This window comes from Pseudomonas sp. SR18 (genome assembly GCF_023701505.1).
Lineage (GTDB): Bacteria > Pseudomonadota > Gammaproteobacteria > Pseudomonadales > Pseudomonadaceae > Aquipseudomonas > Aquipseudomonas cyclaminis.
In genome coordinates this window covers 573,625-595,006 of the sequence record NZ_JAMQAU010000001.1, presented here as the reverse complement: position 1 = coordinate 595,006, position 21,382 = coordinate 573,625, and the positions used below count along the sequence as shown (strand labels likewise).

The 21,382-nt window shown below is 60.6% G+C and carries 26 protein-coding genes; 8 read left to right on the top strand and 18 right to left on the bottom strand.

The features are described 5' to 3' along the window. Positions 1-45 precede the first annotated feature (45 nt). The 7 genes from NDJ82_RS02810 to NDJ82_RS02780 all read right to left on the bottom strand — a co-directional run bounded on the left by NDJ82_RS02810 (position 46) and on the right by NDJ82_RS02780 (position 6,380). On the bottom strand, positions 46-1,395 hold the full coding sequence (locus NDJ82_RS02810) for a nucleobase:cation symporter-2 family protein (RefSeq protein WP_250924903.1): 1,350 nt from the start codon (positions 1,393-1,395) through the stop codon (positions 46-48). A gap of 175 nt (positions 1,396-1,570) precedes the next feature. Next, the gene (locus NDJ82_RS02805) at positions 1,571-2,854 is read right to left on the bottom strand and encodes a urate hydroxylase PuuD (protein ID WP_099586373.1); all 1,284 of its coding nucleotides are present in this window, start codon (positions 2,852-2,854) and stop codon (positions 1,571-1,573) included. 51 nt (positions 2,855-2,905) lie between these two features. After that, a complete protein-coding gene (locus NDJ82_RS02800) occupies positions 2,906-3,409 on the bottom strand; it encodes an ureidoglycolate lyase (protein ID WP_003192823.1) in 504 nt (167 codons plus the stop codon). 126 nt (positions 3,410-3,535) lie between these two features. After that, positions 3,536-4,531 carry an allantoicase gene (gene alc / locus NDJ82_RS02795; protein ID WP_099586371.1) on the bottom strand — a complete coding sequence of 332 codons (996 nt, stop codon included), beginning with the start codon at positions 4,529-4,531 and terminating at the stop codon, positions 3,536-3,538. 41 nt (positions 4,532-4,572) lie between these two features. Further along, complete coding sequence (gene uraD / locus NDJ82_RS02790) at positions 4,573-5,088, bottom strand: 2-oxo-4-hydroxy-4-carboxy-5-ureidoimidazoline decarboxylase (RefSeq protein ID WP_099586370.1); 516 nt, start codon at positions 5,086-5,088, stop codon at positions 4,573-4,575. Further along, positions 5,085-6,011, bottom strand: coding sequence for an allantoinase PuuE (puuE, locus tag NDJ82_RS02785; RefSeq protein WP_158876847.1), 927 nt, complete (start codon positions 6,009-6,011; stop codon positions 5,085-5,087). Before puuE ends, uraD begins: the two co-directional genes overlap by 4 nt. Before the next feature lie 24 nt (positions 6,012-6,035). Then, entirely contained in the window at positions 6,036-6,380 is a 345-nt protein-coding gene (locus NDJ82_RS02780) for a hypothetical protein (protein WP_250924902.1), read from the bottom strand. A gap of 14 nt (positions 6,381-6,394) precedes the next feature. Between NDJ82_RS02780 and uraH the strand changes: the two genes are divergently transcribed. Beyond that, a complete protein-coding gene (gene uraH / locus NDJ82_RS02775) occupies positions 6,395-6,748 on the top strand; it encodes a hydroxyisourate hydrolase (protein WP_099586368.1) in 354 nt (117 codons plus the stop codon). Positions 6,749-7,072: 324 nt separating this feature from the next. Here uraH and NDJ82_RS02770 read toward each other — a convergent pair whose 3' ends face one another. From NDJ82_RS02770 to NDJ82_RS02760, 3 genes are all read right to left on the bottom strand, one after another. Continuing rightward, positions 7,073-7,714, bottom strand: coding sequence for a LysE family translocator (locus NDJ82_RS02770; RefSeq protein ID WP_112196342.1), 642 nt, complete (start codon positions 7,712-7,714; stop codon positions 7,073-7,075). 15 nt (positions 7,715-7,729) lie between these two features. Further along, entirely contained in the window at positions 7,730-9,076 is a 1,347-nt protein-coding gene (locus NDJ82_RS02765) for an NCS2 family permease (protein WP_250924901.1), read from the bottom strand. A gap of 187 nt (positions 9,077-9,263) precedes the next feature. Next, positions 9,264-9,698: a MarR family winged helix-turn-helix transcriptional regulator gene (locus tag NDJ82_RS02760; RefSeq protein ID WP_099586399.1), complete on the bottom strand. Its 435-nt coding sequence runs from the start codon at positions 9,696-9,698 to the stop codon at positions 9,264-9,266. Between the two features lie 82 nt (positions 9,699-9,780). Between NDJ82_RS02760 and NDJ82_RS02755 the strand changes: the two genes are divergently transcribed. Together NDJ82_RS02755 and NDJ82_RS02750 are read left to right on the top strand one after the other, a co-directional pair. Continuing rightward, entirely contained in the window at positions 9,781-10,947 is a 1,167-nt protein-coding gene (locus NDJ82_RS02755; RefSeq protein WP_250924900.1) for an aminotransferase-like domain-containing protein, read from the top strand. Positions 10,948-10,957: 10 nt separating this feature from the next. After that, positions 10,958-11,560 carry a glutathione S-transferase family protein gene (locus tag NDJ82_RS02750; RefSeq protein ID WP_099586364.1) on the top strand — a complete coding sequence of 201 codons (603 nt, stop codon included), beginning with the start codon at positions 10,958-10,960 and terminating at the stop codon, positions 11,558-11,560. A 46-nt stretch (positions 11,561-11,606) separates the two neighbouring features. Here the strand turns inward: NDJ82_RS02750 and NDJ82_RS02745 are convergent, their stop codons facing one another. The 5 genes from NDJ82_RS02745 to NDJ82_RS02725 form a co-directional block, all read right to left on the bottom strand. Next, on the bottom strand, positions 11,607-11,978 hold the full coding sequence (locus tag NDJ82_RS02745) for a glutathione S-transferase N-terminal domain-containing protein (protein WP_250924899.1): 372 nt from the start codon (positions 11,976-11,978) through the stop codon (positions 11,607-11,609). 101 nt (positions 11,979-12,079) lie between these two features. After that, positions 12,080-12,625 carry a GTP cyclohydrolase I FolE gene (gene folE, locus NDJ82_RS02740; RefSeq protein WP_003442011.1) on the bottom strand — a complete coding sequence of 182 codons (546 nt, stop codon included), beginning with the start codon at positions 12,623-12,625 and terminating at the stop codon, positions 12,080-12,082. Between the two features lie 77 nt (positions 12,626-12,702). Next, positions 12,703-13,260, bottom strand: coding sequence for a Smr/MutS family protein (locus NDJ82_RS02735; RefSeq protein WP_032888029.1), 558 nt, complete (start codon positions 13,258-13,260; stop codon positions 12,703-12,705). 74 nt (positions 13,261-13,334) lie between these two features. Further along, the gene (locus tag NDJ82_RS02730) at positions 13,335-13,655 is read right to left on the bottom strand and encodes a hypothetical protein (protein ID WP_099586362.1); all 321 of its coding nucleotides are present in this window, start codon (positions 13,653-13,655) and stop codon (positions 13,335-13,337) included. Positions 13,656-13,797: 142 nt separating this feature from the next. Next, entirely contained in the window at positions 13,798-14,388 is a 591-nt protein-coding gene (locus NDJ82_RS02725) for a cysteine hydrolase family protein (RefSeq protein WP_099586361.1), read from the bottom strand. Between the two features lie 239 nt (positions 14,389-14,627). On the opposite strand from NDJ82_RS02725, the gene prmB reads away from it, so the two are divergent. After that, positions 14,628-15,536, top strand: coding sequence for a 50S ribosomal protein L3 N(5)-glutamine methyltransferase (gene prmB, locus NDJ82_RS02720; protein WP_158876835.1), 909 nt, complete (start codon positions 14,628-14,630; stop codon positions 15,534-15,536). 67 nt (positions 15,537-15,603) lie between these two features. Here the strand turns inward: prmB and NDJ82_RS02715 are convergent, their stop codons facing one another. Further along, positions 15,604-16,410, bottom strand: a complete 807-nt coding sequence (locus NDJ82_RS02715; RefSeq protein ID WP_099586359.1) for a hypothetical protein — start codon at positions 16,408-16,410, stop codon at positions 15,604-15,606. 100 nt (positions 16,411-16,510) lie between these two features. Then, positions 16,511-17,473 (bottom strand): alpha/beta hydrolase, encoded by a 963-nt coding sequence (locus tag NDJ82_RS02710; RefSeq protein WP_099586358.1) that lies wholly within the window; start codon positions 17,471-17,473, stop codon positions 16,511-16,513. 143 nt (positions 17,474-17,616) lie between these two features. Here NDJ82_RS02710 and aroC point away from each other — a divergent pair, with 143 nt between their 5' ends. The 4 genes from aroC to NDJ82_RS02690 all read left to right on the top strand — a co-directional run bounded on the left by aroC (position 17,617) and on the right by NDJ82_RS02690 (position 20,943). Beyond that, positions 17,617-18,708: a chorismate synthase gene (aroC, locus tag NDJ82_RS02705; protein ID WP_099586357.1), complete on the top strand. Its 1,092-nt coding sequence runs from the start codon at positions 17,617-17,619 to the stop codon at positions 18,706-18,708. 70 nt (positions 18,709-18,778) lie between these two features. Further along, positions 18,779-19,939 carry an MFS transporter gene (locus NDJ82_RS02700; RefSeq protein WP_250924898.1) on the top strand — a complete coding sequence of 387 codons (1,161 nt, stop codon included), beginning with the start codon at positions 18,779-18,781 and terminating at the stop codon, positions 19,937-19,939. Then, on the top strand, positions 19,936-20,466 hold the full coding sequence (locus NDJ82_RS02695; RefSeq protein ID WP_099586355.1) for a 1,2-dihydroxy-3-keto-5-methylthiopentene dioxygenase: 531 nt from the start codon (positions 19,936-19,938) through the stop codon (positions 20,464-20,466). Before NDJ82_RS02700 ends, NDJ82_RS02695 begins: the two co-directional genes overlap by 4 nt. Positions 20,467-20,673: 207 nt before the next feature. After that, the gene (locus NDJ82_RS02690) at positions 20,674-20,943 is read left to right on the top strand and encodes a response regulator transcription factor (protein WP_099586354.1); all 270 of its coding nucleotides are present in this window, start codon (positions 20,674-20,676) and stop codon (positions 20,941-20,943) included. Between the two features lie 60 nt (positions 20,944-21,003). On the opposite strand, the gene NDJ82_RS02685 is transcribed toward NDJ82_RS02690, so the two are convergent. Next, positions 21,004-21,282, bottom strand: a complete 279-nt coding sequence (locus NDJ82_RS02685) for a DUF3509 domain-containing protein (RefSeq protein ID WP_010208870.1) — start codon at positions 21,280-21,282, stop codon at positions 21,004-21,006. Between the last annotated feature and the right edge of the window lie 100 nt (positions 21,283-21,382).

The following is a 21,382-nucleotide window of genomic DNA, read 5'->3' as shown; positions in this document are numbered from 1 at the left end:
CAAGTGCGCCGTTACAGCGCGCACAGGACAACAATGGAGCACTTGTCAGGTGTGGGCGGGGTCGACGGCGGGGCGTTCTGAACCGCCGAGGATGTTGAACAGGATATTCAGCGACAAGGCGCTGAGGGTGGCCATGGCGATGCCACTGTGGGTTATCGGGCTCATCCACAACGGCAGTTGCGCGAAGAACTCCGGGCGTACCACGGGGATCAGGCCCATGCCGATGCTGACGGCCACCAGCAACTGGTTGCGACGGTCGGCGATATCCGCCTCCTGGAGGATCTTGATGCCGGTGGCCGCGACCATGCCGAACATCGCAATCGCCGCCCCGCCGAGTACTGCCGGTGGAATCGACGCCACCAGGTACGCGGCCTTGGGCAGCAGGCTGAGCACAATCAGGAACGCGCCCGCCATGATCGTCACCGAGCGGCAGCGCACGCCGGTCATCTGCACCAGGCCGATGTTCTGTGCAAACGAGGAGTGGGTGAAGGTGTTGAAAAAGCCGGCGAAGAACGACGCACCGGCATCACACAGCAAACCGCGACGCAGCATCCTGGGCGACACTTCCTGGCCGGTGATCTTGCCCAGGGCGAGGAACATCCCGGTGGATTCCACGAAGATAATCACCACCACCAGGCACATCGACAGGATGGGCGCCAACTCGAACTTGGGCATGCCGAAGTGCAGCGGTGTCACCACCTGCACCCATGGCGCCTGGGCCAGGCCGCTGAGATCGACCATGCCGATGACGCCACACAGACCGTAGCCCAGGCCCATGCCGATCAACACCGAAATGTTCACCCAGAAACCGCGCATGAAGCGGTTGATCAACAAGATGGTGCCCAGTACCAGCGCCGCAATCGCCAGGTAAATCGGCGAGCCGAAGGTGGCTGCCGCGCTGCCGCCGCCGGCCCAGTTCACGGCCACGGGGAACAGCGACAGGCCGATGGCGGTAATCACGGTGCCGGTGACCAACGGCGGAAAGAAGCGCACCACCTTGGACATGAACGGCGCGATGATCATGCCGAAGAACCCGGCGGCGATGGTCGCGCCGAAGATCCCCTGCAGGCCGATACCCGGCATGCCGGCCATGGCAACCATGCTGCCGACGGCGGCGAAACTGGCGCCCATCATCACCGGCATGCGGATGCCCACCGGGCCGATGCCGAACGACTGGACCATGGTGGCGATGCCGGCGACGAGCAGGTCGGCATTGATCAGGAACGCGACTTCTTCACGGCTCAGGCCGGCGGCCTGGCCAATGATGAGGGGCACGGCGACCGCGCCGCCGTACATCAGCAAGACGTGTTGCAGGCCTACCAGAATCAGTTGCAAGAGGGGCAGCCGCTCCATGGCAGGCGCGGCAGGAATCTGCGGTTCGACTAACTCGGTCATGCAACACCTCGGATCTTTTTATTGTTGTGTTGTGTGGAACGCAATCTTCAAAACGCAGTAGGGCCAAATGTGGGAGGGGGCTTGCCCCCGATTGCAGTTGTTCAGTCACTGATGTTTTGAATGACACGCCGCCATCGGGGGCAAGCCCCCTCCCACATTGGATTTGCACAGGCTATTAGTTGGTACGGGCCCCCTGGTTGATCCAGGTGCCGATCAAATCGCGCTCCTGCTGGGTCATCTGGGTGATGTTGCCCAGCGGCATGATCTGGCTCGCTACGGCCTGCGCTTGAATGCGTGCCGCTTGCTGCTGGATCTGCGCTGGCGTATCAAACATCACGCCGGCCGGCGCGGTGCTGAACAGTGGGCTGGTCGGCTTGGCCGAGTGGCACACGGTGCAGCGTTGCTCGATCACGCTGTGCACCTGGCCGAAGTCCGTAGAGGCTTGTGCCGGTGCAGGTTCGGCGGCGGGAGCTGCGGGTGCGGCGGGTTTCAAACCACCGCCCAACGCCGTTTCAGGCAATGGCTGGTACTCGATGGCCGCCGGAGCCTTGGCAATCGGTTCGGCCGGTTTTGGCCCGGTCACGTACGCCAGGCTGATCATCGCCAACGCGCCCACCGGCAAGGTCCATGCGTACTTCTGGCTGTTATGCCGAGTATTGAAGTAGTGCCGTACCAACACTGCCGCCACGGCGATACCGGCCAGGATCAGCCAGTTGTATTGGCTGCCGTAGGTGCTCGGGAAGTGGTTGCTGATCATGATGAACAGCACCGGCAAGGTGAAGTAGTTGTTGTGGCGTGAACGCAGCAAGCCCTTGGCCGGCAGGGCCGGGTCCGGCGTGCGGTTCTCGGCGATGGCCGCCACCAGGGCGCGCTGCGCCGGCATGATAATACGGAACACGTTGCCCACCATGATGGTGCCGATCACCGCACCGACGTGCAGGTAGGCGCCACGGCCGCTGAACACTTTGCTGAAGCCGTAGGCTGCCGCAATCAACAGCACAAACAGAATGAACCCGAGCAGGGCAGGGCGTTTGCCCAAGGCCGAGTCGCAGAGGAAGGAGTAGATGAACCAGCCGGCGAACAGTGAGCCGATGCCCAGCAACACGCCTTCGGTGCCGCTGAGGCTGCTGCCGGGGGCGAGCAGGTACAGCGTCGGGTTGAGGTAGAACACCACGCACAGCAGCGCGACGCCCGACATCCAGGTGAAATAGGCTTCCCATTTGAACCAGTGCAGGTTGTCCGGCATGGTTGGCGGGGCCAGTTTGTATTTTTCCAGGTGGTAGATACCGCCACCGTGGATCGCCCACAAGTCACCGGCCAGGCCGCTCTTGGGGTTGACGCGATTGAGGTTGTTTTCCAGCCAGACAAAGTAGAAAGAAGCGCCGATCCACGCGACGCCAGTGATCATGTGAACCCAGCGCACGCTAAGGTTCAGCCATTCCAACAGATGTGCTTCCACAGTCTTTACCTCTCGCCTGTCACCCTTGTTGTCGGGTGATCCGGCCTTCTCTTATTGGTGGGGGGCGAGGATCAACCGCTCATCCTCTTTGAAAAAATGCTCATCGCAGTTATTGCCTGTGCCACTGCGATCAACCACCAGGAAGTCATCCCGCTTTTCGATCGTCAGCACCGGGTGGTGCCAGACGCCGCGATGGTAATTAATGCCCTGCCTGCCGTTGGTAACGAAGGCGCGGACCAAGCCCGATACAGGTTCATCGCCAAGTGGCGCGACCACGATCAGAAAGGGGTTGCCGAGCAGCGGTATGAAAGCCTGGCTGCCCAGCGGGTGTCTCTCCAGCATGCACACGGTCAGCGGCATGTCCTGCGCATCGGCGCGGAAGATGCTGATGATGGCGTGGTCTTCCGGCTTCGCGGTTTCGACCGTGGCCAGTTTGTGAAAGCGCATGGTCGACCCGTTGTTGATCATGAAGTGATCGCTGCCGTCGGTTTCGATAACGTCTCCGAAAGGGGCGAAGGCTTCTTTGGTCAAAGGTTCGATCATCAGTGTGCGCATGGCTGTCTTCTTATCCAAATGCTGTGTTGTTTGGTCTATTGCTATCGCGGGCAAGCCCGCTCCCACATTTTGATTTGCGAATACATTCAAATGTGGGAGCTGGCTTGCCTGCGATGGCATCACCGCTTATTTCGACACTTTGCCCAGAACACGCAGGCGGCTCACACCGCCATCCGGGAACACGTTCAAGCGGATGTGGGTAATCGGCCCCAGCGCCTTGATCTGCTCGGCGAAGCTGTGTTCAGCGTGCATTTCCAGCTTCTGCGCCGGCAGCAGTTCGCGCCAGAACAGCGATTGGGTTTCGATCTGGCTGTCGGTGCCGCCTTTGACGAAAGCGCCCTGGATCGAGCAGGTGTCCGGGTAGTTGCCCTTGAAGTGCAGGGTGTCGACGACGATCTTCTCGATCTCGCCTGGGTGGCCCAACGCGACGATCACCCAGTCATTGCCCGGTGTACGACGACGGGCGGTTTCCCAGCCGTCGCCCATGTTGATGCCACGGCCTGGGTTGAGGATGTTGCTCATGCGGCCGAAGTGTTCATCGGAGCACGCCAGGGCACGACCGCCGTTCAGTGCGGCAGCCAGGTCGACCTGTTCGTTGTCGCCCACCGAAGACCAGTCGCGGAACGGCACCCCGTACACACGCAGACGTGCGACGCCGCCATCCGGGTAGATGTTGAAACGCAGGTGGCTGAACGCCTGGTCGTTGCTGATTTCGTGATAGTGGTGGCTGTTGCCTTGCAGCTCTACGGCCGACAGCACTTCGGTCCACTGGGTGTTGTCATCCGGCTCGCCCGAGGCCAGGAAGCAGGCTTCCAGGGAGGCCGACGGCGGGAAGTTGCCGGTGAAGAATGAAGTGTCGATGTCCACGCCCTTGATCGAACCGGGCACACCCAGGCGGATCACGGCGCTGTCGTAGCCTTCGAAGCGCTTGCGGCGAGACTCCCAGCCGTCCATCCACTTGCCGTTGTCATCGAAAACGCCCTCCTTCCACACGGCCGGGGTCGGCTGGAACAGGCGGTTGGCGTCAGCGAACCAGTCATCGGTGACCGAGATGATCTTGGTGCCCAGGCGGGCGTCGGCCAGGTTGACGAACTTTTCGAAAGGTACGGCGTAAGCTTTCATTCTTCTTGTCTGCCTTGGATAGAGTGGCTGGGGATGGTCGTTTAGAGGGTCAATAAACGGAACAACGCGATCTTGTTGATCTCGGCCAGGGCGCATTTGAATTCGGCGTCTGCCGAGTTGTGAATGCGCGTCTCGAACGCGGCCAGGATCTGATGCCGGTTGCTGCCTTTTACCGCCATGATGAAGGGAAACTTGAACTTGGCCTTATAGGCATCGTTCAGCTCGGTGAAGCGCGAGAACTCTTCGGCCGTGCATTGGTGAATCCCCGCGCCAGCTTGCTCATCGGTGCTGGCTTGGGTCAGTTGGCCCTGGACGGCAGCTTTGCCGGCCAGGTCCGGGTGAGCATTGATCAGCGCCAGTTGCGAGGCGTGATCAGCGCTCAACAGGATGTCGCTCATGCGCTGGTGCAGGGCTTCGATCTGGTCGATCGAAGGGTCCTGGCCCAGGTCGTAGGCCCTTTCGGCCACCCATGGCGAGTGTTCGTAGATATCGGCGAAGGCGGCGACAAACTCATCGCGGCTCAGGGCCGATGGCTTCAGGGTCTGGAACGCAGTCATTTGGCCGCTCCCGTGTACGGGTGGTTTTCATGCCAGTGGCGGGCAATATCGACGCGGCGGGTGAACCACACGTGTTCATGGCCCTTGGCGTATTCGATAAAACGCTTCAACGCAGCCAGGCGCGCCGGGCGGCCGATCAAGCGGCAATGCAGGCCGATGGACAACATCTTCGGTGCCTCGGCACCCTCGGCGTACAGCACGTCGAACGCATCCTTCAAGTACTCGAAAAAGTCATCGCCCTTGTTGAAACCCTGCACCTGGGTGAAGCGCATGTCGTTGGTGTCCAGGGTGTAGGGGATGACCAGGTGCGGCTTGCCGGTGGGGTTGTTCGGTTCCCAGTAGGGCAGGTCGTCGTCGTAGGTGTCGCAGTCGTACAGGAAACCGCCTTCTTCCATCACCAGTCGGCGCGTATTGGGGCCGGTGCGACCGGTGTACCAGCCCAGTGGGCGCTCGCCGGTCAGTTCAGTGAGGATGCGGATGGCTTCGAGCATGTGCTCGCGCTCCTGGGCCTCGTCCATGTACTGATAGTCGATCCAGCGGTAGCCGTGACTGCAGATCTCATGGCCGGCCTCGACCATGGCGCGGATCACGTCCGGGTGGCGCTGGGCGGCCATGGCCACGGCGAAGATGGTCAGCGGGATATCAAATTCTTTGAACAGCTTGAGGATGCGCCACACGCCGGCACGGCTGCCGTATTCGTACAGCGACTCCATGCTCATGTTGCGCGCGCCTTGCAGCGGTTGGGCCGAGACCATTTCCGAGAGGAAGGCTTCGGACTCTTTGTCGCCGTGCAAGATATTGCGCTCACCGCCTTCTTCGTAATTGAGTACGAAAGACAGCGCGATGCGTGCCTTGCCCGGCCAGTGGGGGTGAGGAGGGTTACTGCCGTAACCGATCAGGTCGCGTGGATAGTCAGCGCTCACTGCAGTCTTCCTTCTTGTTCGTGGTCAGTCATGTGGCGGCCGGGCAGTGAAAAGACTGGGTGGCGTCACAGCGATGGGCTGATTGTATACAACTTGGTGGTCACTTTGTAAGCCTGTATTTCTGCATTTTTTCCAGACGGTTGCCACGGGCTTGTACTGCAAGAAACTTGCCTGATGGGTCAATAAAAGGATGAAAGGTCGTTTAAAAGCAAGGCTTACTGAGAATCCAGCGCAAGAATCTTCCATCGCAACCGTCAGCAAATTTTTGTGATTTTTATTGTGTACAATTTTTATTAAAAGTGTCTTAATCAGCCCATCGCCGGCTTTTGCATGCCCTGTAAAGGTGCGGCCTATCTTCACTCCACTCAAGGGAGCCCCGTTCCATGGGACGACTGACCACACACGTACTGGACGCCGCCCACGGCTGCCCCGGCAGCGCCATCCAGATTGAACTGTACCGCGTCGAAGGCGCACAGCTGGAGTTGGTCGCCAGCGCCCTGACCAACAGCGACGGCCGTTGCGACGCACCGCTTTTGCAAGGCGACGCCTACCGCAGCGGCGTGTACCAGCTGCAATTCAGCGCCGGCGATTACTACCGTGCCCGTGGCGTGCAATTGCCGGAGCCGGCCTTCCTTGATGTCGTCGTACTGCGTTTCGGCATCAGTGCCGAACAGGATCACTACCACGTGCCCCTGCTGATTTCGCCTTACAGCTACTCCACCTATCGCGGTAGCTGAGCCGTCACCTCGCTTCACACCCCCAAAGCTCTTCGTTGGTTTCGCCCGCGCACACTGCGGGCTTTTTTTCGTTTAACTATCTAGCGCCTCATGGGTGTTTGCGCTGCATAGGCGGGTGTTTTCCTTGAAGAGGATACCGCGCGTTGCGGCTATGACCTGGCCTTCGTTGTCGATCAACGTCAACCAATTCACGGCCCAGCAGTCATCCAACGTTGGCACCACTTGCGCAGGTCAAGCAGGCGATGGAACACAATCGCCTGGTTCGGATTGTGGCAGGCATTCAACGGCCTACTACGGGCACGGTCCCTACGAGCGTCTATTTCGTCAAAGTGAGCCGGTCCTGACGTGGATCAGCGACAAGACGCCAGCGCCTGAAAACAGTGCGGCGCTGACGCGGTTGAACCAGCTCTGGCCGGCACCGCTGCGCAGATACCGTGCAGCGCCGTGGGCACCCAGGCCGTACGCCAACTTGCACAGCAGGTCGAGGGCGGCCCAGGTGGCGATCATGATCAGCAATTGCGGCAGGAACGCCTGCTCAGTGCTGAGAAACTGCGGCAGGAACGCGGCAAAAAACAGGATGTCTTTCGGGTTGCTGGCGCCCAGCACAAAGGCGCGGCCGAACAGTGCGCGAAAGCGTGGCACTGGCGCAGCCTGCGGCACGGTTGCACCCTGGGCTGGTTGCCGCGACTGTTGCCAGCTTTGCCAGGCGAGGTAGAACAGGTACAACGCGCCGACGATTTTCAGCGCGCTGAACAGTTGTTCGGAAGCGAGCAGCAATGCGCCCAGGCCCAGGGCCGACGCGCTCAGCAGGCAGATCGAGGCGATCACCCCGCCGAGAAACGCCGGGTACGAGCGGCGCAGTCCGTAGTTCAGGCTGTTGCTGATCATCAGCAACGACAGCGGCCCCGGGATCAGGATCACCACCAGTGCAGCGCCGCTGAACAGCAGCCAGGTTTCCAGACTCATTGCTTGCTCCTTTTGTTATAGAAAGACGAACTTGGCGATAAAGATCACGCACAGCACCCACAGGCTCACGGAAATCTCGCGGTACTTGCCGGTGCCGGCCTTGAGCGCCACGTAGGTGATAAAACCCAGCGCGATGCCGTCGGCGACCGAGAAGGTCAACGGCATCATGATCGCCGTGACGATCGCCGGAATGCTGTCGGTGGCCTCATCCCAATTGATGTGGGCCATGCTTGCCATCATCAGCATCGCCACGTAGATCAACGCGCCGGCGGTGGCGTTGGCCGGAATCATGCCGGCCAGCGGGGCAAAAAACATCGCCGCCACAAACAGAATGCCCACGGTCACGGCGGTAAGGCCGGTGCGACCACCTGCAGCAACACCGGCGGCGCTTTCCACGTAGCTGGTCACCGGCGGCACGCCGACCATGGCGCCAAATACGCTGGAAGCACTGTCGGCCTTCAACGCGCGGGACAGGTTATCGATCTTGCCATCGGCATTCACCAGCCCGGCGCGCTGTGCAACGCCCATGAGTGTACCGGCGGTATCGAACATGTGCACAAAAAGAAACGCAAATACCACGCTGATCATGCTGATATTGAATACACCTTTTACGTCCATCGCCATCCAGGTCGGCGCCAGGCTCGGCGGCGTGGAGAGGATGCCGTTGTAGTGCACCAGGCCCAGGCCCCAACCGGCCAGCGTCACAGCGATGATGCTGATGAGGATCGCGCCGAACACACGGTGGTAGCTGAGGATCGCAATCAGCAGAAAGCAGATCGCCGCCAGCAGGGGTGCCGGTTCATGCAGTGAGCCGAGTTTGATCAGCGTGGCCGGGCTGTCGACGATGATGCCGGCGGTTTTCAGGCCGATCACCCCGAGGAACAAACCGACCCCCGCGCCCATGGCATGGCGCAGGCTTACCGGAATGCTGTTGAGCAACCATTCACGCACCCGCGACAGCGTAAGGCCCATGAACAGCACTCCGGAAATGAACACCGCACCCAGCGCGGTTTCCCAGTGGTAGCCCATGGTGCCGACCACGGTGTAGGTGAAAAACGCATTCAGACCCATGCCCGGCGCCAGGCCCACCGGCCAGTTGGCGTACAGGCCCATCAATAGGCACCCCAGCGCGGCGGCGATGCAGGTGGCGACGAACGCCGCGCCGTGATCGATGCCGGCATCGGCCATGATGTTGGGATTGACGAAGATGATGTAGGCCATGGTGATAAAGGTGGTGAGGCCGGCGATCAGCTCGGTCTTCACTGTGGTGCCATGCAGGCGCAGTTTGAACAGGCGTTCCAGCCAGCCACCCTGCGAGGGGGAGAGATCCAGCGTTGGTGCTTCGGATTTGCGGCTATCCACAGCGAGTACTCCTCAAGAGTTTTATTGTTATTTCCAGCGCCGGTCACATGAGTGGGCAACAGCGCTTTGAGGTACTGGCGGGTTTTGTTGACCAATAGGTCAGGAACTCGCACGAAGCGAATTATGCTTTTGTATACAAAGAAAGCAAATAATGTTTTCGATTAACTGTGCGAAAGGGGATGAAAGGCTAATTCCCGGCACTCAGTGCCTGGTTGACCGCCAGCCAGCCCATCACTGCTTCTTCCCCGGCTTCACTGAACGCGCGCTGCAACAGTTTCACCTGTTCACGGCGCAGCGACTGCTCGAAACGCAGGCCTTCTTCGGTCAGTTGCAGCAGGCGTTTGCGCTTATCGGCTTCGGACGCCACGCTGTCCACCAGATGCATTTCCTGCAATTGGCGCAGCGGCATGTTCAGCGCCTGCTTGCTGACACCGAGCAATTCCAGCAACTCCTTAACGCTCAGCGCCGGGTAACGCGCGATAAAAAACACGATGCGCTGGTGCACCCGACTCAGGCCTCGGCGTTCAAGCATCTCGTCAGCCTTGGCGGTAAACGCCTGGTAGCCGAAGAAGAACGCTTCCATGGCCTGTTGCTGGCTGCTCTGGTTTTTAAGGTCAAGCATGTTGACGTATCCACTCAAGCTGTCGTAATTTCGGTCAACCAGTTTGACGTATTTCCCACAGCCTTCGCTAGCGGTGACCTCCATGGCCTTCTCTGAACGTGTTACGCGCCTCAAAAGCTCCTTGATCCGTGAAATCCTCGCGGCGGCCCAGCGTCCCGAGGTGATGTCCTTCGCCGGAGGCCTGCCGGCCGAAGCCATGCTGCCTGCGCTGAACTGGGATGAAATGCCGCTGAACATTGGCCAATACGGCATGAGCGAAGGCGAGCCGCAATTGCGTGAATTGCTTGCCGCCGAGGCGCGGGCACTGGGCTTGCCGTGCGGGGCCAGCCAGGTGTTGGTGGTCAGCGGTTCCCAGCAGACCCTGGATTTGGCGGCCAAGTTGTATATCGACAAAGGCACGCAGATCCTGCTGGAAGGCCCGACCTACCTGGCGGCATTGCAGATTTTCCAACTGTTCGGTGCCGAGTGCCTCACGGTCCAGCTGGAAGCCGATGGACCGAACCTCGCCGCGCTGCGCGCCAACCTCGAACGCCATCGCCCGGCGTTCATCTATCTGATTCCCACGTTCCAGAATCCGTCGGCGGTGCGCTACAGCGAGGCCAAGCGTGAGGCCGTCGCAGCCTTGCTTGATGAGTTCGGCGTGACGCTGATCGAAGACGAACCCTACCGCGAGCTTACTTTTGATGGCAGCAGCGCCAAACCCATCGCCGGTCGCTTGAAAAAGGCCAGCTGGATCTACACCGGTACCGTGTCCAAGACCTTGTTACCTGGCCTGCGCGTGGGTTACCTGATCGCCAGCCCGGACCTGTTCCCGCACCTGCTCAAGCTCAAGCAATCGGCGGACCTGCACACCAACCGTGTCGGCCAATGGCAGGCGATGCAATGGATTGGCAGCGAAAAATACCAGCAACACCTGGTGGAACTGCGCCGTTTTTACCGCCAGCGCCGCGATGCATTCCAGGTCGCGCTTGAGCGTCATTTCGGCGAGCTGGCCGACTGGCAAGTGCCCCAGGGCGGATTATTCTTCTGGCTGACCTTGAAACAGCCGCTGGACACCCGCACCTTATTGGCCCAAGCGCTGGAGCAGAACGTCGCGTTCATGCCCGGTGAACCGTTCTTTGCCGAGCCGGACCAACACCTGGGCTCGTTGCGGCTCAATTTCAGCCATATCGACCCGGCCCGCCTGGACGAAGGTCTCAAGCGCCTGGCCGCGGTGGTCCGTCACGCACAGCACGCGCAAGCGGCATAAGGGGAGCCCCATGTACAAGGTTTATGGCGATTACAAGTCGGGCAACTGCTACAAGATCAAATTGATGCTCAACCTGCTGGGTATCCCGTACCAGTGGGTGGATGTCGACATTCTCAACGGCGGCACCGAAACTCCCGAGTTCCTGGCCAAGAACCCCAATGGCAAAATCCCGGTGCTGGAACTGGAAGACGGCACGTGCCTGTGGGAGTCAAACGCGATTCTCAACTTCCTGGCCGATGGCAGCGAGTTCCTGCCGACCGAGCCGCGTTTGCGCACGCAAGTGTTGCAGTGGCAGTTCTTCGAGCAATACAGCCACGAGCCGTATATCGCGGTCGCGCGGTTTATTCAGTTTTACCTGAACATGCCCGAGGATCGCCTTGAGGAATACAAGACCACCCACAAGGGCGGTTACAAGGCATTGAGGGTGATGGAGCGCCAGTTGCAGACCACGCCGTACCTGGTGGGCGAGCGGTATTCGATTGCCGACATCGCGCTGTATGCCTACACCCATGTGGCCCACGAAGGTGGTTTTGATTTAGCGCCGTACCCGGCCGTGCAAGCCTGGTTGCAGCGCGTGGCGAGCCATCCCAAGCATGTGGCCATGCTCGACTGATCACCGCGGTCAAAAAATGGGGGAGGGGGCTTGCCCCCTTCCACATTCAGATCGCGGCGAAGCGCTTGTCCAGGTAATCGATGATGACCTTGGAGTCGTACATCCAGGTGGTCTGGCCATTCTCTTCGATACGCAGGCACGGCACCTTGATCTTGCCACCTTGCTCCAGCAGGGTCTGGCGGTCCTGCTCGTTGTACTTCGCGTCCTTCAACGCCACCGGCACATTCAGACGGTGCAGGGTGCGGCGGGTCTTCACGCAGAACGGGCAGGCGTGGAATTGATACAGGGTCAACGCCTTGGCCGCCTCGTTCACCTTGGCCTGTTGCTCGGCAGTGCGCTGCTTTTTACGTGGGCGGGTCAGGAAGTCGCCCGCGATGATGACGTGGCCGAGGCCCACTCGAAGTGCTTTGACGAACATGGCTGATACCTCTTGCCCATAACTGAGGGGGCGCAGCTTACCTGATTTCTGCGGGCGAAAAAAAACCGGCGATGAACGCCGGTTTTTTCCTGCTCGGCCGGTTACTTGATCAGGCTGAGGAATTCGCTGCGGGTGGCCGCGTTTTCGCGGAACTCACCGAGCATCACCGAAGTGATCATCGACGAATTCTGTTTCTCCACACCGCGCATCATCATGCACATGTGCTTGGCCTCGATCACTACGGCCACGCCCAGGGCGCCGGTCACTTGCATCACTGCATCGGCGATCTGGCGGCTGAGGTTTTCCTGGATCTGCAGGCGGCGCGCATACATGTCGACAATCCGCGCGACCTTCGACAGGCCCAGCACTTTGCCGCTCGGGATATACGCGACGTGGGCCTTGCCGATAAACGGCAGCAGGTGGTGTTCGCACAGCGAGTACAACTCGATGTCCTTGACCAGCACCATTTCGCTGTTGTCGGAGCTGAACAAGGCACCGTTGGTGACTTCTTCGAGTGTCTGCTCATAGCCGCGGCAGAGGTACTGCATCGCCTTGGCGGCACGCTTTGGCGTGTCGAGCAGGCCCTCGCGGGAGACGTCCTCGCCGAGTTGGCCGAGGATCGCCGTATAATTCTGTTCCAGGGACATGAAACTACCTGTGGGATTTTCGCAAAGCGCAAGGTTACGGTGGCGGACACATCGCTGCAAGCCTGACGATGGCCTTGTTACTCGTCGCGCCCTTCCATCATGGTGCGCTTGAGCATCACATACACCGCCCCCGCGCCGCCGTGGCGGGCCTGGCAGGAGGTAAAACCGAGCACCTGGGCATGCTGGCGCAGCCAGGTGTTGACGTGACTTTTGATCATCGGCCGCTTGCCGTCCAGCCGCACGGCCTTGCCGTGGGTGACGCGCACGCAGCGGATTTCGAATTTGGTCGCTTCGGCGAGAAAGGCCCACAGGGTTTCCCGGGCTTTCTCCACGGTCATGCCGTGCAGGTCGAGGCTGCCTTCGAAGGGGATCTGGCCGACCTTGAGCTTGCGCATCTGGCTTTCCTGCACGCCATCTCGGGCCCACATCAGTTCGTCTTCGGGGCCTACGTCGATGACGAACTGGTCCGACAGGCCATCCACCGTGGTGGCATCGGTGCGCACGGTCGCGGCCTGGCGCAGTTTGGCGATTTGCGCCCGGTCAGCCTTGGGTTTGCCGGTGTCGGCGCGGTCGTGCTTGATCGGCTTGACGCCGCGCAGCTCGTTTTTGAACAGGGAAAAATCGTCGTCTTGCATGTCGGCCTCCGCGAAGGGCGGGCAGTTTACCTAATTCGCGGCAGCCGGGCGCAGGAAACGCTATCCAAGCGCCATCAGTCGTGTTTTTTCATCAGGTGCGCAGCGATATTCAGTGACAACGGCTGACGCATTTTGCGACGGCTACGACGCCACAACCACACGCCCAACCACAACACCAGCAGGCCGATGCCCAGCAGAAGAGCAGAGCCACCGGGGCTGGCATTCAGTTCGCCAAGGGCCGGCGAATGGCCAAACAAACCGGCGCCACCAGCACCGGCCAACAATAAACCAACCATCGCCAGCAGCGCGGCAATGCACGCCACCAGGCGCAGACGCCAGTTGCTTGGGCCCTTGGGGCGCAAGCGACGAGCGTCAAAACCATCGGATATCTTCATTCCGACCTTTCCTCCAGGGTATCGGCCCTTCGACCGGAAGATACACAGGTTGTTCCTGTACCCGAGGTAAATGCGCCAAATGAGAGGGCTTAGCGGATGAGCGGGGCAATAAACAGTGCCGCGCCGCTCATCAGAAGGGCGATCAGATCAGATCTTTGGTCAGCGCAAGGGTGGCGAAGTTGTCAGCCATGATGGCCATTTCGGTCTGCTGTACATGGTCGGCACTCAGGACGCCGCCCTTGTAAGGCAGATCGCGTGTGGCGCAGGCGTCTTCCACGAGGGTGCAGCGAAAGCCCAGGTTCTTGGCGGCACGCACCGTGGTGCTGACGCTGGAATGGCTCATGAAGCCGCAGACGATCAGGTCCAGGGAGCCGAGGTCTTGCAGGTGTTTTTCCAGGCCGGTGCCGTGGAAGGCGCTGGGCAGCAGCTTGCCGATAATGGTTTCGTCACCTGCAGGCTCAAGGCCGGGAATGAACTCACCGCGTTCGCCCTGCGGGTCGAACAGGCCACCGACGGTACCCAGGTGGCGCACATGCACGATCGGACGGCCAGCGTTGCGGGCCGCATCAACCAACTGCTTGATATGGTCAACCGCCGCGTCCATGCCCGAGAGGGCGAGTGGACCGCTGAGGTATTCCTTCTGGGCGTCGATGATCACGAGGGTCGCATGATTCAGGTTGGCTGCTGCGTAACCGCGACCGCTGAGTTGAAACATCGTCTTTGGAACGGACATTCTGGGGCTCCTGTGAGGGGGGCTTTTGCGACATTGTCCACTGGCTGAGCGGTTCTGTGAATCGCTACTATCGTAAGGTACGCCGTTGCTGGCGTGCAGCTCTGTCAAGAGGGTCGCGTATTTAACCGAATGATGGCGATTTGGACAAAATCCGACGTGCGGTGCCAGGTTTTCGTGGATCGTCGGTGCAGGTGAAGGCTGTTAGAATCGCCAGTCGTTTTTTCCAGGAGTCTGCCCCCGTGATCACTTCCCGCCTGCGCACCTTGCGCGACCACATCCGTTGGGCTGTCAGCCGTTTCCATGGGGAAGACCTGTTTTTCGGCCATGGCACCGACAATGCCTGGGACGAAGCCCGGCAATTGGTGCTCGGCGCCGTGAACCTGCCATGGGAAATTGCTGATAGCTACCTGGACTGCAACCTGGAAGAAGAGGAAATCTCCCATGTGCAGCGCCTGCTTCACCGCCGTATCCATGAGCGTGTACCGACCGCCTACCTGTTGGGCGAGGCGTGGTTCTGCGGCATGTCGTTTATCGTCGACGAGCGTGTGTTGATCCCGCGCTCCCCCATTGGCGAACTGATCGAAAACCGCTTCGAACCGTGGCTGGCCCAACCCCCGGCGCGCATTCTCGACCTGTGCACCGGTTCCGGTTGCATCGGCATTGCCTGTGCCTACGAGTTCCAGGACGCCGAAGTGGTGCTGGGCGATTTGTCCTTCGAAGCATTGGAAGTGGCCAACCAGAACATCGAGCGCCATGGCGCCGACGAGCGCGTCTACACCGTGCAGGGTGATGGCTTCGACGGCCTGCCGGGCCAGCGTTTCGACCTGATCGTGTCAAATCCTCCGTATGTGGACGCCGAAGACTTCGCCGACATGCCGGACGAATACCAGCACGAACCGGAACTGGGCCTTGCCTGTGGCGACGACGGCTTGAACCTGGTGCGCCGGATGCTCGCCGAAGCGGCGGATCACCTGACCGAAAAGGGTTTGCTGATCGTTGAAGTGGGCAATAGCCAGGTTCACGTCGAGGCGCTGTACCCGGAAGTGGACTTTGCCTGGCTGGAGTTCCGGCGCGGTGGGCATGGTGTATTCATGCTCACGGCCGAGCAGTGCCGGGAACATCAGGCAGTCTTCGCCGCCAGGATCTGACTGAAGAAGCACGGTGAGTGTGGGAGGGGGCTTGCCCCCTCCCACATTTTTATTGCATTACAACCCATCAGCGGTGCGTGGCAATCCAGATCAACAACCCCGCCTGAAACACGGTAAACGCCACCAGACACGTGATGGTAAAGCGCAAGCCGCTGTCCTCCCGCTTGAATTTGGTGACCTTTTCCTCTTCCTTGCGCAGCTTCACTTCCTGCTCCAACAGGTTCTGATCGGCCTGTTGCAGCATCTGTGCGGCTTCGAGGATCTCGACGAACTGCACCTTCTCAGTGTTCCAACTGTCCAGCACATCGCTGACCTTGCCCGGCTGTACGTTGCCTTTGAGGTGCTGCACGTCGGCGTAGGCCACATCAAAGCCCTGCACGCGCAGGAAGTGATCGCGGCGCAGGCGCGTGGCTTCGTTGAGCGCGTCCTTGTTGGCCAGGTCGACGCCGTCGACGCGGTAGTGTGACCACTTCTTTTTCGCCCAGGCCGCGCCTTGAGCCACCAGGAAACGGCCGATGCCCCGGTTGGCCGGCTCGATTTCCAGGCTGTTGCCCGGACCGAAATGCACGCGATGGGTGTCGTGGTCGACCCAGATATCCAGATGGTTTTGCTCGCGCCGTACACGCTGGCCGGGCAATTGAATGACCATGCGCAAAAGACTGTGGTGTTTGTCATTGCGCTCGGCATAGCCGAACTGCACAAACCGCAACGGCCGCACGCCGGTGGCGCGATCTATGGCCAGGGGCGCCAGGCGCAGCATCTTGAAGTGTTCGGCCTGGACATCCGCCCACGGCAACGACGCCGCGTCGACGGCCTCGGTATTTTCAGCCGGGGTGTCGGCGGTCTGTTCGGGTGTTTCTTCAGTGGTTGTCATGCGGCGCGATCCTGTCCATGCCCAGCGAGCCGACAGTCTTTTTTGCTGTCGACACTGGGCTTATCGGCCGGTTTTCCCAGGACTGGAGGCAAATTGTCGCTTAACGGGGTTGAAGTCCGTCGATAAAGCGCACCACGCGGTTGCCCAGCTCCGCGGCGAGGGGTAATTGCGGGTCATTGTAGGAGGCCAGTTGCTGCTTCACGTTGTTGGGCACGATGCGCATGACGTGGTTCATGCCTTCGATCACGGTCAACTCGGCATCGGGCTTGGCCCTCTTCAGTTGCTGAGCGTCGCCGACACCGACCTGAATATCGTTGGTGCCCTGAACGATCAAGGCGGGCATGCGCAGTTTGGCAAAGGCTGCCGACGGATCCGCGCGAAACAGACTGATCAGATAAGGCTGCACACTGGGTCGGAAAATGGCCTCCAGCGGGCCAGGTACATCGGCATCCACTTGGCCGGCCTTGAGGTGATCGAGGATTTCATTGCTGCGCAGCAGCAGGGCAGGGGGCAGGTGATCGGCCAGTTGCTGGCGGATCACCTGGTCCACCGGGCGGGCGCTGCCGGACAGGGAAATCACGCCCGCCGGGTCGAGTTGCGGGGCGGCGAGGGCGGCGACCAGCGCACCTTCGCTGTGGCCCAGCACAATCAGCGGGCCCAGGCGTTTGTCGGCCTTGAGCATGTTGCCCCATGCCACCGCGTCGGCCACATAGGCGTCGAGGGTCAGGTTGCGTTCGTCCGGTGTAGCGGCGAGGCTCGCGGCCACACCGCGCTTGTCGTAGCGCACGCTGGCGATGTTGTGCCGGGCCAGCACCCACGCCAGGCGCTTGAGGCTGTCGTTGCGCGCGCCGTCGGCACTGTTGCCGTTGCGGTCGGTGGGGCCGGAGCCCGCGATGATCAGCACCACGGGCACGGGTTTGTCGGACTGGGGCAGCAGCAGCGAACCAAACAGTTCGCCGCTGCCGGTGTCCAGGCTGATGGGCCGTTGCAGTACGACGGGGGACGCGGCATGAGCCAGGGCGGTGAACAGGGTGAGGGTGAACAGCAAAGCTCGCAGCATTATCGTGCCATTATCCGGGGAGTGCCGGTTGGACCCGTGTCGACCGGTAAGGTTTCGAGGATGAACTAGTCGGTTAGCCTGCGTATACTGGCCGCCTTAAGTTATTACGGTTGACTTGATTCAACTGATTTCACGGAGCGCCCTGCATGTCCGGCAATACCTTCGGCAAGCTATTCACTGTCACCACCGCGGGCGAAAGCCATGGCCCGGCGTTGGTCGCCATTGTCGACGGCTGCCCGCCCGGCCTGGAACTGTCCCTGGAGGACCTGCAGCGCGACCTCGACCGCCGCAAGCCCGGCACCAGCCGCCACACCACCCAACGCCAGGAACCCGACGAAGTCGAGATCCTCTCCGGTGTCTTCGAAGGTCGCACCACCGGTTGCGCCATCGGCCTGCTGATCCGCAACACCGACCAGAAGTCCAAGGACTACTCGGCGATCAAGGACCTGTTCCGCCCGGCCCACGCCGACTACACCTATCACCATAAATACGGCGAGCGCGACTACCGTGGCGGTGGCCGCAGTTCGGCGCGCGAAACCGCCATGCGCGTGGCCGCCGGTGCCATCGCCAAGAAGTACCTGGCCACCCAGGGCATCGTGGTCCGTGGCTACATGAGCCAGTTGGGCCCGATTGAAATCCCGTTCAAGACCTGGGACAGCGTAGATGACAACGCTTTCTTCAGTCCTGACCCGGACAAAGTACCTGAGCTGGAGGCCTACATGGATCAGTTGCGCCGTGACCAGGATTCCGTCGGAGCCAAGATCACCGTGGTCGCCGAGGGCGTCAAGCCGGGCCTGGGCGAGCCGATATTCGACCGCCTGGACGCCGAACTGGCTCATGCGCTGATGAGCATCAACGCCGTCAAAGGCGTGGAAATCGGCGCAGGCTTCGCGTGCGTATCCCAGCGCGGCACCGAGCACCGTGACGAGATGACCCCACAAGGCTTCCTCAGCAATAACGCCGGCGGCATCCTTGGCGGCATTTCCTCCGGGCAGCCCATCGTTGCGCACCTGGCGCTCAAGGCCACGTCGAGCATCACTACCCCAGGCCGCTCGATTGACGTCAACGGCAACTCGGTGGACGTGATTACCAAGGGCCGCCACGATCCGTGCGTCGGCATCCGTGCCACGCCAATTGCCGAGGCAATGATGGCCATTGTGTTGATGGACCACTTGCTGCGCAACCGCGGGCAAAATGCTGATGTGCAGGTGGACACCCCGGTACTGGGCCAACTGTGACGATGTGTGGCGGGCGAGCTTGTTGTGGTGAGCGAGCTTGCTCGCGCCGGGCTGCGAAGCAGCCCCCTGCATGACTCCTCTTCCATACTGGCGCCTCTCCAGCTTCTACCTGTTCTACTTCGCCCTGCTGGGGGCGACGGCACCTTTCCTGGCGTTGTACTTCGATCACTTGGGCTTCTCCAGCGCGCGCATCGGCGAGCTGGTGGCCATCCCCATGCTGATGCGCTGCGTGGCCCCCAACCTGTGGGGCTGGCTGGGCGACTATACCGGTCGCCGCCTGGGCATCGTGCGCTTTGGCGCAGTGTGCACCCTGATCAGCTTTTCGCTGATTTTCGTCAGCAAGACTTACGCCTGGCTGGCTCTGGTGATGGCGCTGCACGCGTTTTTCTGGCACGCGGTGCTGCCACAGTTTGAAGTGATCACCCTGGCGCACCTGCAAAAACAGACGTCGCGCTATAGCCAGGTTCGGTTGTGGGGCTCCATCGGGTTTATCCTCACCGTGGTGATCATGGGCCGGCTATTCGACTGGCTGAGTCTGGATATCTACCCGGTGGTGGTCGTGGTGATCATGGCCGGGATCATCGGCGCCAGCCTGTGGGTGCCGAATGCGCTGCCTGCCACCCAGGGCAATCGCCTGGCCGGTGATGGTTTCCTCAAGCAGTTGCGCAGCCCCGGCGTACTGGCGTTTTACGCGTGCGTCGCGTTGATGCAGATGAGCCATGGGCCGTATTACACCTTTCTCACCTTGCACCTGGAGCACTTGGGTTACAGCCGTGGCGTGATCGGCATGCTGTGGGCCCTCGGGGTGGTGGCAGAAGTGCTGATGTTCCTGGCCATGAGCCGCATCCTCACGCGCTTCTCGGTACGCCGCGTGCTGCTCGCCAGTTTCCTGTTGGCGGCGCTGCGCTGGTTGCTGTTGGGCTCGTTTGCCGAATTCCTCTGGGTACTGCTGCTGGCACAGGTGATGCACGCCGCCACCTTCGGCAGCTTCCACGCGGCGGCGATTGCCTTTGTGCAACGCAGCTTTGGCGACAAGCAACAAGGCCAGGGCCAGGCGCTGTACGCCGCGTTGGCGGGCACCGGCGGTGCGCTGGGCGCGCTGTACTCCGGCTATAGCTGGAACCTGCTGGGGCCGACCTTCACCTTTAGTATTGCCAGCGTCGCCGCCCTGGCTGCGGCCGTTATCATTGGCCTTCGATTGCACGAGCAGAACCAAGGAACCCTTCAATGAGTTATGTCGCTGTCTACCACGTTGCTACGCCGGACACCCCGAACAAGGTCCTGACCCACACCGACGACATCGCCGCGACGCTGGCCGAGCACGGCGTGCGGTTCGAGCGCTGGCAGCCCGCCCTGATCGAGAAGGGCGCCAGCGAGGCGCAACTGATTGCGGCCTATAAGCTGCAGATCGATGCGCTGGGCTACGGTGCGGTGGCGGTGTTCAGTGTCACGAGCGACCATCCGCAGAAGGACGAATTGCGTGCCCGGTTCCTCCATGAGCGCCGTTACAGCGAAGATGAAGTACGTTTTTTCATCGCCGGCCAAGGCCTGTTCACCCTGCACATCGGCGACTACGTCTACGCCGTGCGCTGCGAGAAAAACGACTTGCTGGTGATCCCGGCCGGCATGGCGCACTGGTTTGATATGGGCGAGAACCCCCACTTGGTCACACTGCACTTGTTTAACTGCGCGCAAGGGGCGGTGCCGGCATTCACCGGCGACGATATTGCCAGCCGTTTCCCTGGTTTGGACGATTGAAACCAGGCAACTGGAATCTTCAACCCCGGCAAGTTGGAAGTTGTTGTGGGAAGAAGCTTAGTTGCTTGTAGGGTTTGGCTGTTTATCGCGACCCATGCGCACTGTAACCGTTCGTTATGTAACTCTTTGCGGCACCAGCTGTATCACCTGTCAATAGGAGGAATCCGAGAGGTGATTGGGCATCAGCCAATAAATAGGAGAGATGTAATGAATGGCCCAGAGGAGCCGTCTCAGTCGTCGTATTTCGTGCCCAATGCCGTCAGGAGACGCCTGAGTTTGTCCGGCAAGCCGCTGACCCCTGCGGAACTGGAGATCTTGCGCTGGGCCTCGGAGGGCAAGACCGTCTGGGAAATCAGTCAGATTCGTGCCACTTCCGAAGCCACGGTCAAATTTCACTTGCGCAACATCTACGGCAAATTGGAAGTCAACAACCGTGTGCAGGCGATGAACGAGGCGACTCGCCAAGGCCTGTGCTGACTTCAACGAAAAAGGGCCGCGACGCTCAACGGCGTCGCGGCCCTTTTTATAGTGCAGTGCTTAAGCCGAATGGTAGGTCGGCAGTGCAAAGCGGTTCTGGCTTTGCAGCATCGAAATCTGTGGCAGGTCACTGGCTTGTTCGGCCAGGTCGCGGCGGATGGCGCTGATCACCCAGGTGAGTTGATCGGCAGTGTGCAACTGCTGGTAGGAAATCGAGCGCTTGACCTGTTTGCCTTCACTGTTGCGCAGGGTCAACAGGATACCGCCGTCGGGACGTGGCTGGGTGGTCACGTCGTAGTTGGAGAATACTGAAGCGAATTTATCTTGGATCAGGCTCATGTCTATCAGCTCCGTTGGCTCAAGTTGGCAAGCATGGAGTGATAGGTGCAGTGATTGTGCCAGCTTCTGATTTATTAAAATATCGTTATAAATCAGCAGT

What these genes read in the sequence shown, in the direction of transcription:
- NDJ82_RS02760 (WP_099586399.1), bottom strand. Translation starts at nt 9,698, where the DNA reads ATGCTTGACCTTAAAAACCAGAGCAGCCAGCAACAGGCCATGGAAGCG.
- NDJ82_RS02750 (WP_099586364.1), top strand. Translation starts at nt 10,958, where the DNA reads ATGTACAAGGTTTATGGCGATTACAAGTCGGGCAACTGCTACAAGATC.
- NDJ82_RS02810 (WP_250924903.1), bottom strand. Translation starts at nt 1,395, where the DNA reads ATGACCGAGTTAGTCGAACCGCAGATTCCTGCCGCGCCTGCCATGGAG.
- NDJ82_RS02745 (WP_250924899.1), bottom strand. Translation starts at nt 11,978, where the DNA reads ATGTTCGTCAAAGCACTTCGAGTGGGCCTCGGCCACGTCATCATCGCG.
- alc (WP_099586371.1), bottom strand. Translation starts at nt 4,531, where the DNA reads ATGAAAGCTTACGCCGTACCTTTCGAAAAGTTCGTCAACCTGGCCGAC.
- NDJ82_RS02715 (WP_099586359.1), bottom strand. Translation starts at nt 16,410, where the DNA reads ATGACAACCACTGAAGAAACACCCGAACAGACCGCCGACACCCCGGCT.
- NDJ82_RS02685 (WP_010208870.1), bottom strand. Translation starts at nt 21,282, where the DNA reads ATGAGCCTGATCCAAGATAAATTCGCTTCAGTATTCTCCAACTACGAC.
- NDJ82_RS02695 (WP_099586355.1), top strand. Translation starts at nt 19,936, where the DNA reads ATGAGTTATGTCGCTGTCTACCACGTTGCTACGCCGGACACCCCGAAC.
- uraD (WP_099586370.1), bottom strand. Translation starts at nt 5,088, where the DNA reads ATGACTGCGTTCCAGACCCTGAAGCCATCGGCCCTGAGCCGCGATGAG.
- aroC (WP_099586357.1), top strand. Translation starts at nt 17,617, where the DNA reads ATGTCCGGCAATACCTTCGGCAAGCTATTCACTGTCACCACCGCGGGC.
- NDJ82_RS02770 (WP_112196342.1), bottom strand. Translation starts at nt 7,714, where the DNA reads ATGAGTCTGGAAACCTGGCTGCTGTTCAGCGGCGCTGCACTGGTGGTG.
- NDJ82_RS02725 (WP_099586361.1), bottom strand. Translation starts at nt 14,388, where the DNA reads ATGTCCGTTCCAAAGACGATGTTTCAACTCAGCGGTCGCGGTTACGCA.
- NDJ82_RS02800 (WP_003192823.1), bottom strand. Translation starts at nt 3,409, where the DNA reads ATGCGCACACTGATGATCGAACCTTTGACCAAAGAAGCCTTCGCCCCT.
- folE (WP_003442011.1), bottom strand. Translation starts at nt 12,625, where the DNA reads ATGTCCCTGGAACAGAATTATACGGCGATCCTCGGCCAACTCGGCGAG.
- NDJ82_RS02755 (WP_250924900.1), top strand. Translation starts at nt 9,781, where the DNA reads ATGGCCTTCTCTGAACGTGTTACGCGCCTCAAAAGCTCCTTGATCCGT.
- NDJ82_RS02690 (WP_099586354.1), top strand. Translation starts at nt 20,674, where the DNA reads ATGAATGGCCCAGAGGAGCCGTCTCAGTCGTCGTATTTCGTGCCCAAT.
- NDJ82_RS02735 (WP_032888029.1), bottom strand. Translation starts at nt 13,260, where the DNA reads ATGCAAGACGACGATTTTTCCCTGTTCAAAAACGAGCTGCGCGGCGTC.
- NDJ82_RS02730 (WP_099586362.1), bottom strand. Translation starts at nt 13,655, where the DNA reads ATGAAGATATCCGATGGTTTTGACGCTCGTCGCTTGCGCCCCAAGGGC.
- uraH (WP_099586368.1), top strand. Translation starts at nt 6,395, where the DNA reads ATGGGACGACTGACCACACACGTACTGGACGCCGCCCACGGCTGCCCC.
- NDJ82_RS02700 (WP_250924898.1), top strand. Translation starts at nt 18,779, where the DNA reads ATGACTCCTCTTCCATACTGGCGCCTCTCCAGCTTCTACCTGTTCTAC.